This is a genomic window from Nonomuraea sp. H19 (genome assembly GCF_052068215.1).
Lineage (GTDB): Bacteria > Actinomycetota > Actinomycetes > Streptosporangiales > Streptosporangiaceae > Nonomuraea.
This window is the reverse complement of the sequence record NZ_JBQHCV010000009.1, coordinates 316,290-328,659: the sequence shown is the minus strand read 5'-3', so window position 1 is coordinate 328,659 and position 12,370 is coordinate 316,290. Positions and strand designations below refer to the sequence as shown.

Below are 12,370 nucleotides of genomic sequence, written 5' to 3'. Positions count from 1 at the left end.
GTCCGCGATCGTGAAGCGCATGCTGAAACCCCTCGCCATCCTCCAAGCCGTCCTGTCCACGGCCCTCCTGACCACACCGGCGGCGGCCACCGCGGAGACTGGGACCAGGACGGGGAGCACCGCCTTGGCGTGGCAGCGCTGTCCCAACGACAAGATCGGCATGGACTGCGCGGACCTCCAGGTCCCCGCCGACTGGCAGAAGCCCGAAGCCCGCACGATCACTCTCAAACTGGGCCGCCTGAAATCCACCGGCGCCTCGGAGGGATCGGTGCTGATCGCCTACGGCGGCCCCGGCGGTCCCGGCGTCGCCCTCACCCAATCCAATCCCGCCATGTGGACCGAGCTCCGCAAACGCATGGACGTCATCACCTGGGACACCCGCGGCTACGGCGAGCAGTTCAAGGGCCTCAGCACCGGCCTGGCATGCGCCTGGACCCGCATCCCGCTGCCCGAGGTGCCGCGTGACGACGCCGACTTCGGCCGGCTGTCCGACACCAATCGCGGCTACGCCGAAGCCTGCCGCCTCAAGGACCCCGAGCTGTTCGCCAACATGAGCTCGGCGGACCACGCCAGGGACATGGAGGCGATCAGGAAGGCTCTTGGCGACGACGAGCTCAACTACTACGGCGCCTCCTACGCCGGCTTCTACGGCCAGGCCTACGCCCGCCTCTTCCCTGATCGGATCCGCACGATGGTCCTCGACGGCACGTGGAATCACAGCCCTGCCGACTGGGACAAGGAGGTGGAGGAGATGGCGAAGAGCAACGAGCAGTTCATGCGACGCTTCTTCACCTGGTGTGCCGCCAACGACTGCCGCGACGTCCCCGGCCTCTGGCGCTCCTTGATCGCCCGAGCGGACCGCACCCCGATCCCCACCAAGACGGCCAACGTGGCCTATACGACACGCGACCTGCAGTCCTTCGCCGTAAGCTTCGCCCGCCAAGGCTCCGCCGCCTGGCCCAAGCTGGCCGGGGCCATCCGCAAGGCCGCCGAAGGCGACGCCTCGGACTTCGTGCCTGCCCGCGGCGGCCGCTACCCGGATCAGGCCACGGGCGTGACGGAGTGCGCCGACTGGCCCCGCGCCGCAGACCGCAAGGAGCTCGCCGCCACGGTCAAGCGCCTGCTCCGAGTGGCTCCCAGCGTGGGCGCCGCCGGCACCATCGCCACTGGGACCCTGGCCTGCATCGGCTGGCCCGTGCCGGTCACCAACCCACCGGCCGCCCTCCCCAAGGGCTTGCCTCCCCTGCTGGGCGCAGGCGCGTGGGGCGAGTCCGACGCGGTGGAGCGCGTCCTGTCCCAGGTCCCCAGCAGCGCCACGATCCACCACGACGGCCCGGGCCACACGCTCTACGGCTTCAACGGGTGCGCCCGCGACCACATCAACCGCTACCTCGCCGACCGCACCCTGCCACCGCGGAAAACAAAGTGCTAGCGAGCCGCCGCCGGGCCGGATGGTCGTGGGAAACGCCGGGCGGCCGTGGGGTCACGTCGGGGGTCAGGGGCGGCTGGCCGTCGTCAGGGACGGCTGGCCGTCGGAGTTCCGTGCCAGCTGCCCCACAGCGCCGCGTAAGAGCCTCCCTCGGCCACCAGCTCATCATGCGATCCCAGCTCGCTGATCCGCCCGTCCTCCACGACGGCCACTCGATCGGCATCGTGCGCCGTATAGAGCCGATGGGCGATCGCGATCACCGTCCGCCCGTCGAGGACGGCGGCCAGGGAACGCTCCAGGTGCCTGGCCGCCCGGGGGTCGATGAGCGAGGTGGCCTCGTCGAGCACCAGCGTGTGCGGGTCGGCGAGCACCAGCCGGGCCAGCGCGAGCTGCTGCGCCTGCGCCGGCGAGACGGCCAGGCCGCCGGAGCCGACCGTGGTCTCCAGTCCCGAGGGCAGCCCCAGCACCCAGTCCAGCGCGTCCACGGCCTCCAGTGCCTTGCGCACCGCCGGGTCATCGGCGTCGGGCCGGGCGATCAGCAGGTTGTCGCGCACGGTGCCCTTGAACAGGTGATGTTCCTGGGTGACCAGCGCGACATGCCCCCGCAGCTCGTCCAGGGGCAGGTCCACGAGCGGGATTCCGCCCACAGTCACCGACCCCGTACGCGGCCCGTGGATGCCCGCCAGCAACCGCCCCAGCGTGGACTTGCCCGCTCCGGAGGGCCCCACCATGGCCAGTCGCTCGCCGGGCTTGACGGTCAGCGACACTCCGTGCAGCACGTCGCGACCCTCGCGGTACGCGTACCGCACGTCCGTGGCCTCCAGCAGCTCTCCGGAGGGGCGCACGGCGGAGGCCACCCGGTCGTCGGGCACGTTGGCCACGCCCAGCAACCTCGCCATGGCCGCCCCGCCCACCTGCAGCTCGTCGATCCACATCAGGAACCTGTCGAGCGGGTCGATCAGCTGCTGGGCATAGAGCGCGGCGGCGGTCACCTGGGCGAGCGTCACCCAGCCGTTGGTGTAGAACAGCCCGCCGACCAGCAGCGCGCTCACCACCGGGATGACATAGCCCAGCTCGACCGCGGGATACCACCTGACGCGGAGTCCGAGGGTGTACCTCTCGGCCGCGTACGACCGCCCGATGTCGCCGTCCGTACGCGCCCGGCGGCGCTCCTGCAATCCGAGCGCCTCCACGGCCCGGGCGCCCTCGACGGTCTCGGCCAGCCCTTCCGTCATGTCGGCGTAGGCGGCGTTCTCGCGCAGATAGCCGTCGCGCGCCCGCTTCAGATACCACCGGGTGGAGATCCAGATCACCGGCCCCGCGGTCAGCATCGGCAGGATGAGCAGCGGGCTGACCAGCACCATCGCCCCCACGGTGATCATGAAGGTCACCAGTGCGATCAGCGTCTCCGGTACGGCGTGCCGCACGGTGCGCGAGAGCGAGTCCACGTCCCGGGAGGTGCGGGTGATCAGGTCGCCGGACCCGGCCCGCTCGACCGTGGACAGCGGCAGGCCGAGCACCTGGTCCACGAACTCCTCGCGCAGCTCGGCCAGCACCTTCTCGCCGAGCCTGGCCGAGGCGAGCACGGCATACCGCATGAGGACGCCCTGCAGCAGCAGGAAGCCCCCAATGGCGGCGGCCACGACCGTGACGTTGACCTCGACGCCGTACTGGAGGTTCTCCACCAGGGCACCGAGCTGCCACGGCACGACCAGTCCGGCGACGGCGGCCACCCCGTGCAGCAGGAGGGCGCAGACGAGCTGGCGCGGATATTTCAGCGTCAGCCGCCTGGCGTACGCGCGCACCTGCTTCCGGTCGGCGATCGGCAGGATTTCCCGAGCCATGGGTCAGTCCTCTCCACGAGTGACGGTCGCCGCATACTCGGGCGAGTTGTCCAGCAGTTGCCGATGCGTGCCCTCGGCGAGCACCCGGCCGTCCTCGACGTAGATCACGTGGTCGGCGTGGTCGAGCACCAGCGGGCTGGTCGTGCAGATGAGCGTGGTCTTACCGGCCCGGCTCTTGGCCAGCCGTTCGGCGATGCGCGCTTCGCTGTGGGCGTCGACGGCGCTGGTGGGCTCGACCAGGATGAGCACCTCCGGGTCGGCCAGCAGCGCCCGGACCAGTCGCAGCCGCTGCTGCTGCCCGCCGGAGAACTCCCGCCCCGACTCGGCCACCTGCGTGTCGAGCCCGTCCGGAAGGGCCTCGACGATGTCCTCGGCGCAGGCCGCGTGCAGTGCCTGGCGCATCTCCTCGTCGGTGGCCTTGCCGCGGGCGGCCAGCTCGTCGGTGGACTCGCCGCGGACGTCCAGCTCGTCGCGGAGCCTGCCGGTGAACAGCCGGGCGCCGTTGTCGGCGACCAGGATGCGGGAGCGGACCTCGCTGATGGGCAGGGTGCTCAGGTCGGCCGCGCCGAATGTGACGTCGCCGGCGGTGTAGCGGCCGAGCCGGTCGGCGATGGCGCCCGCGTCGTCGGGCGAGGCCGCGGCGACCGCGGTGAGCACCCCGGGCTGGACGGTGACGCCGCTGTACGAGTCGCGCAGCACGCCGCCCCCGCTGGTCCCGGTGCCGCCGGTGACCTCGGGCTCGATGGACAGGATGCGGATCACGCGCCCGGCCGCGACGTGGCCTTTGGTGAGCTTGTCGGCGGCCTCGGTGAGCGTGCGCATGGGGCCGATCAGGAACACCGCGTAGAGGTAGAACGCGACGAGCTGGCCCGTGGGGATCTCGCCGGCGACGGCGAACGAGGCGCCGATGCCGGTGACGATCGCGATGAGCACGCCGGGCAGCACGATCTGGGCGCCTTCGAGCACCGATTCGACTCCGGCCACGCGCACGCCGGCCTCTCGCACGCGCTGCGACTCCGTGCGGTAGCGATCGGCGAACACCTGCTCGCCTCCGATGCCGCGCAGCACCCGCAGCCCGGCCACGATGTCAGCGGCCCTGGTGGACAGGTCGCCGGCGAGCTCGCGCTGCCTGGCCTGCCGCTTGTGCAGGGGCTTGAGCAGCGGCCCGACGGCGACGGCCATGAGCGGCACGCCGAACAACACCAGTAGCCCCAGCGGCAGCGAGGTCGAGATGAGGATCACGGTGACGGTGACGATCGCCACGATGGAGCCGACACCGCGCAGCAGGATGTCCATGGAGCCGCCGATGTGGGCGATGTCGGAGTTGCCGACGCTGACGACCTCCCCGGTCGAGAGCCGTTTGGGCAGGGTGGCGCCGAGCCTGGCGGCCTGCCTGGTGGTCAGCTGCACGGTGCGGTAGGCGGCGGCCAGCCAGTTGTAGACGGCCATCCGGTGCCGCATGACCCCGGTGAACGCCTGCATCAGCCCCAGCACGAGCAGGATCGACGCCCACGTGAGCAAGGCGCCGGTGTCCTTTGCCGTGACGGCCTCGATTCCCTTCCCCAGCACGGTCGGCATCAAGGCCTGCATCAGCCACCACAGGGTCGCGAAGCCGATGCCCCCGAGCAGGGACGGCGCTTGCCGCCGCGCGTTCCACCACAGGAAGCGGAGCGGGCTGCGTATGTCGGGCACGCCAGGATCGGCTTCAGGAAGGGAGCGCATTCTGACAAGATTGACAAGGCGCGCCCGGGCCCGGCAAACCATTTTCACGCCACCGAAGCGCGTGCCATCGACCGCGCCGGCCGCCTGGACCAGGGCGTCGGCCAGGGCGGGGCCGGTAGGAGCGATGCCAGACATGACCGGGGCCGGGACGCCAGGCACGACCCGGACCGGGACGCCAGACATGACCGGGGCCGGGACGCCAGGCACGACCCGGACCGGGACGCCAGGCATGGCCCGGGCCGGGACGAGGGTTCGCACGTGACCTTTACGCAGCTCAGGCATACACCTTGTGTAACAAACAGTCACCTTCTGTGATGAAGTGGGGGTATGAGCGCGGAGGACGTCCTGCTGAAGACCGGCCGGTTCCTGCGCAGGCGGCCGACGAGCGCGGACCTGCGCACCGTCCGCCTGACCGGCGGTGTCGAAGGCGACACCTACTACCGCGACCGATGGAACCACGACAGGGAGGTCCGATCCACGCATGGCGTGAACTGCACGGGATCATGCTCCTGGAAGGTGTTCGTCAAGGACGGCATCATCACCTGGGAGACCCAGGAGACCGACTACCCGAGCGTGGGCCCCGACCGCCCCGAGTACGAGCCGCGCGGCTGCCCCCGCGGCGCCGCCTTCTCCTGGTACACCTACTCGCCGACCCGCATCCGCTACCCGTACGCCAGGGGGGTCCTGGTCGAGATGTACGCCGAAGCGCGCCACCGCCTGGACGACCCCGTGGCCGCCTGGGCCGAAATCACGACAAATCAGGAGAAGAGACGGAAATACCAGTCCGCCCGCGGCAAAGGCGGCCTCGTCCGCGTCCCCTGGGACCTGGCCATCGAGATGATCGCCGCCGCCCACGTCCACACCATCGAGACGTACGGCCCCGACCGGATCGCCGGCTTCTCCCCCACCCCCGCGATGTCGATGGTCTCCCAAGCCATCGGCTCCAGGTTCGTCTCGCTGATCGGCGGCACCATGCTGTCCTTCTACGACTGGTACGCCGACCTGCCCATAGCGTCTCCCCAGGTGTTCGGCGACCAGACCGACGTGCCCGAGTCGGCGGACTGGTGGGACGCCGCGTACCTGATGATGTGGGGCGCGAACGTCCCCGTCACCCGCACCCCGGACGCGCACTGGATGGCCGAGGCCCGCTACCGGGGCCAGAAGGTCGTCGTGATCTCCCCCGACTACAGCGACGCCGCCACGTTCGCCGACGAGTTCCTGAGCGTACGCCCCGGCACGGACGGCGCGCTGGCCATGGCCATGGGGCACGTGCTGCTGAAGGAGTTCTTCGTCGACCGCGAGACGCCGTTCTTCGCCGATTACGTCAAGCGCTTCACGGACCTGCCCTTCCTCGTCCGGCTCGACCAGTACGAGGACGCGTACGTGCCCGGCCGGTTCCTCACCGCCAAGGATCTGGGCTCCCGGGAGGAGGCGGCCGAGTGGAAGACCGTGCTCATGTCGCGGGACGGCGAGCCCGTGGTGCCGAACGGCTCGATCGGCTTCCGCTGGACCGAGTCCGGCAAGGGCCGCTGGAACCTGGACCTCGGCACCGATCCCCTGCTCACCCTCCAAGGGGGCGAGACGGCGGAGGTCCTGCTGCCCCGCTTCGACGACGGCCACCCGCTACGCAGGGGCGTGCCGGTGTCCCGCGTAGGAGACCACCTGGTCACGACGGTGTACGACCTGCTGCTCGCCCAGTACGGGGTCCGCCGGCCAGGCCTGCCGGGCTCCTGGCCGAGCGGCTATGAGGACGCGGCGGAGCCGTACACACCGGCGTGGCAGCAACCGATCACCGGCCTCCCGGCCGAGCGCGCCGTCAAGATCGCGAGAGAGTTCGGCAGGACGGCGGAGGCCACCGAGGGCCGCTGCATGATCATTCTTGGGGCGGGCACGGCGCAGTGGTTCCACGGTGACACGATGTACCGCGCGTTCCTGTCGCTCCTGCTGCTGACCGGCTGCCAGGGCCGCAACGGCGGCGGCTGGGCGCACTACGTGGGCCAGCAGAAATGCCGCACCAACAGCGGATGGGCGCTGCTGGCCGGGGCACTCGACTGGTCGCGGCCGCCGCGCCAGACCCCCGGCACGCCGTTCTGGTATCTGCACACCGACCAGTGGCGCTACGACCGCTTCGACGCGGGCGAGCTGGCCTCGCCGCTCGCCCGTGGCGCCTTCCGGGGCAGGCACGCCGCCGACCTGGTGGCGGAGTCCGTACGCAACGGCTGGATGCCGATGTCCCCCACGTTCGACCGCAATCCCCTGCATCTCGGTGACGCGCCCGACCCCATCGAACGCACCCGCGCCGAACTGCGCGAAGGCACGCTCAGGTACGCCGCCGAGAACCCGGATGACCCGCGCAACTGGCCGCGCGTGCTCCTCCTCTGGCGCTCCAACCTGCTCGGCTCCTCGGCCAAGGGCAACGGCTATTTCCTGCACCATCTCCTGGGCGCGACCGCCGATCTGGAGCACGCGGACGAGCAGGCCCCGAAGGGGAAGCTGGACCTCCTGCTCACCCTCGACTTCAGGATGACGTCCTCGACGATCTTCTCCGACATCGTGCTGCCGGCCGCGACCTGGTACGAGAAGCACGACCTGTCGTCGACCGACCTGCACCCGTTCGTGAACGCGTTCAATCCGGCGATCCACCCGCCCTGGGAGACGAAGACCGATTTCGCCGCCTTCCACGCCATCGCCCGCGCCTTCAGCGACCTGGCCAAGGAACGCCTGGGCGTGCGCAGGGACGTGGTCGCGGTGCCCCATCTGCACGACACCCCCGGCGAGATCGCCCACGGCCGGGAGCCCCGCCTCGAAACAGTCGAGCGTGACTACGGCGCGATCGCCGAGAAGCTGGCGGCGCTCGGCCCGCTCACGGAGAAGCTGGGCCTGCCGGTCAAGGGTGTGACGTTCCGGCCCGACGAGGAGGTCGCCTGGCTGGGCGAGCGGTGCCGTCTCGTCCCCCGGGGCGTGGCCAAGGGCCGGCCGGAGCTGGACACCGAGGCCAAGGCGTGCGAGACGATCCTCGCCCTGTCGGGGGCGAGCAACGGCCGGCTGGCCGCGCAGGGCTTCCGGCAGCTCGCCGAGCGTACGGGCGCGGACCTCGACGGGCTGGCCGACGAGGGACACCGGATCGTCTTCGCCGACACCCAGGCCGGGCCGGCCGAGATCGGCACGAGCCCCGAGTGGTCCGGCAGGACCCGCCGCTACTCCCCCTTCACCATCAACGTCGAGCGCGGCAAGCCCTGGCACACGCTCACCGGCCGCATGCACTTCTTCCTCGACCACGACTGGATCCACGAGTACGGCGAGGCGCTGCCGATCTACCGCCCCCCGCTGGACCTGGCCGCGCTGCTGGGCGAGACCGGCACGCTGCGCTTCCTGACCCCGCACAGCAAGTGGTCGCTCGACTCCGAATTCATGGACAACCTGCTCATGCTGTCCCTCTCCCGGGGCGGCCCGACGATCTGGATGAGCGTGGAAGACGCCGGGAGAAGCGGGATCGCCGACAACGATTGGGTCGAGGCGGTCAACCGCAACGGCGTGGTCGTGGCCAGGGCCGTCGTCTCGCACCGCATGCCGCCCGGCACCGTCTACATGTACCACTCCCAGGACCGCCTGATCGACGTGCCCAGATCGGCGGCGACCGGCCGCAGGGGCGGCATCCACAACGCGCTGACCGCGCTCCTCATCAAGCCGACCCACCTGATCGGCGGCTACGCCCAGCTCTCCTACGGCTTCAACTACCTCGGCCCCACCGGCAACCAGCGCGACGAGCTCACCACCGTCCGGCGCAGATCCCAGGAGGTGCGCTACTGATGCGGATCATGGCCCAGGTCGCCATGGTGATGAACCTGGACAAGTGCATCGGCTGCCACACCTGCTCGGTCACCTGCAAGCAGACGTGGACCAACCGGCCCGGCGTCGAGTACGTCTGGTTCCAGAACGTCGAGACCCGCCCCGGCCAGGGCTATCCGCGACGCTACGAGGACCAGGATCGCTGGCGCGGCGGCTGGGTCCTGAACCGCAGGGGCAAGCTCAAGCTGAGGGACGGCGGCCGCCTCCGCAAGCTGCTCACCATCTTCACCAACCCCGTCATGCCGGCCATCCAGGATTACTACGAACCCTGGACCTACGACTACGAGAACCTCACGAACGCGCCGCTCTCCGGCGACGTTCCCGTCGCCCCGCCCAGATCCCTGATCAGCAATGAGCCGACGAAGATCCGCTGGAGCGCCGCCTGGGACGACGACCTCGGCGGCGACCCCTCGCCCGACCCCGTGCTGGGCAAGATGTCGGAGCAGGTCAGGCTGGCGTTCGAAGAGGCGTTCATGTTCTACCTGCCGCGCATCTGCGAGCACTGCCTCAACCCGTCGTGCGTGGCCTCCTGCCCGTCGGGCGCTCTCTACAAGCGCGAGGAGGACGGCATCGTGCTGGTCGACCAGGACCGCTGCCGCGGCTGGCGCATGTGCGTGACGGGCTGCCCGTACAAGAAGGTGTACTTCAACCACAAGACCGGCAAAGCCGAGAAGTGCAATTTCTGTTACCCCCGGGTCGAGGTGGGCCTGCCCACGGTCTGCTCGGAAACCTGCGTCGGCCGCCTGCGCTACCTCGGGGTCCTGCTGTACGACGCCGACCGCGTCGCGGAGGCGGCCTCCGCCCGGGACGAGCACGACCTGTACGAGGCCCAGCTGGACGTCTTCATCGACCCCGAGGACCCCGCCGTCGCCGCCGCCGGCCTGCCCGCGGACTGGGTGGAGGCGGCCCGCAGATCACCCGTATACGACCTGATCAAGAAATACCGGATCGCGCTCCCCCTGCACCCGGAATACCGGACCCTCCCCATGGTCTGGTACGTCCCACCGCTCTCCCCCGTCGTCGACGCGCTCGCCGGCAGCGGGCACGACGGAGAGGACGCGGTCAACCTGTTCGCCGCCATCGAATCGCTGCGCATCCCCATCGGCTATCTGGCCGAGCTGTTCACCGCGGGCGACCCGGTGCCCGTGACCGCCGCGCTGCGCAGGCTGGCCGCGATGCGCTCGTACATGCGCGCGGTCAACCTGGGCGAGAAGCCGGTCCTGGCCGACGCGGGGCTGTCCGAGGAGGGCGTACGGGAGCTGTACCGGCTGCTGGCGCTGGCCAGATACGACGAGCGCTACGTGATCCCGACCGCGTACGGCAACGTCCCCGGAGTCGTGGACGAGGCCGGCTGCATGCTCGACTACGACGCGGGGGCCGGCACGCGATCGCCGTACGGCGAGGGGTCGGGGCGCCCCGTCCCGGTCTCGATCGAGAACTTCCACGCCCTGAAAGAGCGCCAGACCGGCGACGAGGTCACCCACGACCGGGTGAACCTGCTCAACTGGGACGGCCGGGGCACCCCGGCCGGGCTGTTCCCGCCCAGGAAGCGGAAATCATGACCCAGCCCGTGCTCTGGCAGGCCGCCGCGCACCTGCTGGCCTACCCCGACGAGCGCTTCTGGCGGCGCCTGCCACTGATCAGGGAGGCGGCGGAGCCGTACTTCGGCGGGTTTCTCACCCTGGCCGCCGAGCTGGGGCCGGGCGAGCTGGCCGCGCACTACGTGGAGACGTTCGACCTCGACCGGCGCTGCTGCCTCTACCTGACCTACTACGCCGACGGCGACACCCGCCGCCGCGGCGCGTCCCTGGCCGCGCTGAAACACCGCTACCGCAACGCCGGGTGGGAGGTGATGGACGACGAGCTGCCCGACTTCCTGCCGGTCGTGCTGGAGTTCGCCGCGCTCGACCCGTCGGGCGCCGCGCTGCTCGCCGAGCACCGGGTGGGGCTGGAGCTGCTGCTGGCCGCCCTGACCGCGCGCGCGTCGCCGTACGCGCACGTGATCGGTGCCGTGTGCGCCGCGCTCCCGCCGCTCACCGCCGCGCAACGGGCGGCGGCAGGCAGGCTCGCCGCCGCCGGCCCGCCCGCCGAGACCGTGGGAGGTTATCTGTGAGTGAGCGAACCGACGGAAACGGCAGCCTCCCCGCAGGACCGCCGAAGGAGGGCCGGTGAGCTGGGGCGAGAGCATACTGTGGATGGTCACGCCGTATCTCACCATCGTGATCTTCGTTGGCGGCCTGATCTGGCGCTATCGCTACGACCGTTTCGGCTGGACCACCCGCTCCTCCCAGCTCTACGAGAGCCCGCTGCTCCGCGTGGCCAGCCCGCTGTTCCACTACGCCCTGCTCGTCGTGATCATCGGCCACATCACCGGCCTGCTCATCCCGGTGCGCTGGACCGACGCCATCGGGGTGGCCAACCACGCCTACCACGTGAACGCGCTCGTCTGGGGCGGCCTCGCCGGCCTGGCCATGCTCGCCGGGCTGGGCCTGCTGATCTACCGCCGCCGCGCCCGCGGCCCGGTGTTCGTGGCGACCACGGCCAACGACAAGACGATGTACGTCGTGCTGAGCGCGGCGATCATCTCCGGCGTGGTGACGACGGCGGCGGGATTCGTACCGAGTGAGGTCAGCTACCGGACCACGGTCGCGCCCTGGTTCCGCGGGATCTTCAAGCTCCATCCGGACGTCGCCACGATGGGACACGCGAGCGGGCTTTACAAGATGCACACGCTGATCGGGATGGCATTGGTGGCGCTTTTCCCGTTCAGCCGCCTAGTCCATGCGTTTTCTGCCCCGTTGGGCTATTTGTTCCGTCCTTACATCGTGTATCGGAGGCGGCCGAGGTAGCGCGCCGAGGGTCCCAGCAGGGGTGCGGGTGCGCCAGAATCGTCCCTTGTGAAGCACGGGTACACCAACAGCACGTTCGGCGACGGCGCCCTGGTCGTGAAGTGTTACCAGGGTCCCGAGGCAGAGTTCAGGCTGAGCACGGAGAGCAGATACCTGCGCCGCCTGCGCGGCCGCATCCCGGTGCCCCGCGTTCACCAGGTCACCTCGACAAGCCTGACCACCCGCTTCGTCTCCGGCGTCCACGGCCAGGACCTCCTGGACGAGGGCCGCGCCGTGGAGGTGCTCACGGAGTGCGGCCGGGTCCTGGGCGGCATCCACCGGCTGGGCATCGTGCACGGCGACTACGGCCCGCAGAACATGCTGTTCGACGCGGCGACCTTCAAGACCACCGCGATACTCGACTGGGAGTGGGCCCATCCGGGACGGCCGGTCGAGGACCTCGCGTGGTGCGAGTGGATCATCCGCAGCCACCACCCCGAGCACGTACCCCTGCTCCCGCACTTCTTCGCCGCCTACGACGGCCCCGTCCCCGAGTGGGCGGAGCGCCAGGCGGCCATGCTGGCGCGCTGCCGCAGCCTGCTCGACTTCTGCGCCCGATGGGAGCCGGGCGGGGGCGGCGAGAAGCTCTGGCACGAACGCCTCGACGCCACCGCCGCCTGGACGGAGTAGTCAGGCGC

The 12,370-nt window shown here is 70.5% G+C and carries 8 protein-coding genes; 6 read left to right on the top strand and 2 right to left on the bottom strand.

What is annotated here, in order from left to right; genetic code table 11:
• Nucleotides 1–19 precede the first annotated feature (19 nt).
• Nucleotides 20–1,432, top strand: a complete 1,413-nt coding sequence (locus ACTMTI_RS22405) for an alpha/beta fold hydrolase (protein WP_441122406.1) — start codon at nucleotides 20–22, stop codon at nucleotides 1,430–1,432.
• A gap of 83 nt (nucleotides 1,433–1,515) precedes the next feature.
• Here ACTMTI_RS22405 and ACTMTI_RS22400 read toward each other — a convergent pair whose 3' ends face one another.
• Both ACTMTI_RS22400 and ACTMTI_RS22395 read right to left on the bottom strand, forming a co-directional pair.
• Entirely contained in the window at nucleotides 1,516–3,273 is a 1,758-nt protein-coding gene (locus tag ACTMTI_RS22400) for an ABC transporter ATP-binding protein (RefSeq protein WP_441122405.1), read from the bottom strand.
• A 3-nt stretch (nucleotides 3,274–3,276) separates the two neighbouring features.
• Complete coding sequence (locus ACTMTI_RS22395; protein WP_441122404.1) at nucleotides 3,277–4,995, bottom strand: ABC transporter ATP-binding protein; 1,719 nt, start codon at nucleotides 4,993–4,995, stop codon at nucleotides 3,277–3,279.
• A 327-nt stretch (nucleotides 4,996–5,322) separates the two neighbouring features.
• Between ACTMTI_RS22395 and ACTMTI_RS22390 the strand changes: the two genes are divergently transcribed.
• Genes ACTMTI_RS22390 through ACTMTI_RS22370 form a run of 5 tightly spaced genes read left to right on the top strand, consistent with a single transcriptional unit; the run spans nucleotide 5,323 to nucleotide 12,362 of the window.
• Entirely contained in the window at nucleotides 5,323–8,805 is a 3,483-nt protein-coding gene (locus tag ACTMTI_RS22390) for a nitrate reductase subunit alpha (RefSeq protein WP_441122403.1), read from the top strand.
• On the top strand, nucleotides 8,805–10,406 hold the full coding sequence (narH, locus tag ACTMTI_RS22385) for a nitrate reductase subunit beta (protein WP_441122402.1): 1,602 nt from the start codon (nucleotides 8,805–8,807) through the stop codon (nucleotides 10,404–10,406). Before ACTMTI_RS22390 ends, narH begins: the two co-directional genes overlap by 1 nt.
• Complete coding sequence (gene narJ, locus ACTMTI_RS22380) at nucleotides 10,403–10,957, top strand: nitrate reductase molybdenum cofactor assembly chaperone (RefSeq protein ID WP_441122401.1); 555 nt, start codon at nucleotides 10,403–10,405, stop codon at nucleotides 10,955–10,957. Before narH ends, narJ begins: the two co-directional genes overlap by 4 nt.
• Nucleotides 10,958–11,012: 55 nt before the next feature.
• A complete protein-coding gene (narI, locus tag ACTMTI_RS22375) occupies nucleotides 11,013–11,693 on the top strand; it encodes a respiratory nitrate reductase subunit gamma (protein ID WP_441122400.1) in 681 nt (226 codons plus the stop codon).
• 48 nt (nucleotides 11,694–11,741) lie between these two features.
• Nucleotides 11,742–12,362 carry a phosphotransferase gene (locus ACTMTI_RS22370; protein ID WP_441122399.1) on the top strand — a complete coding sequence of 207 codons (621 nt, stop codon included), beginning with the start codon at nucleotides 11,742–11,744 and terminating at the stop codon, nucleotides 12,360–12,362.
• The last annotated feature ends 8 nt before the right edge of the window (nucleotides 12,363–12,370 follow it).

Bases quoted from the DNA above. Each gene is read 5' to 3' on its own strand.
- ACTMTI_RS22405 (WP_441122406.1), top strand. From the start codon at position 20: ATGCTGAAACCCCTCGCCATCCTCCAAGCCGTCCTGTCCACGGCCCTC.
- ACTMTI_RS22400 (WP_441122405.1), bottom strand. From the start codon at position 3,273: ATGGCTCGGGAAATCCTGCCGATCGCCGACCGGAAGCAGGTGCGCGCG.
- ACTMTI_RS22395 (WP_441122404.1), bottom strand. From the start codon at position 4,995: ATGCGCTCCCTTCCTGAAGCCGATCCTGGCGTGCCCGACATACGCAGC.
- ACTMTI_RS22390 (WP_441122403.1), top strand. From the start codon at position 5,323: ATGAGCGCGGAGGACGTCCTGCTGAAGACCGGCCGGTTCCTGCGCAGG.
- narH (WP_441122402.1), top strand. From the start codon at position 8,805: ATGCGGATCATGGCCCAGGTCGCCATGGTGATGAACCTGGACAAGTGC.
- narJ (WP_441122401.1), top strand. From the start codon at position 10,403: ATGACCCAGCCCGTGCTCTGGCAGGCCGCCGCGCACCTGCTGGCCTAC.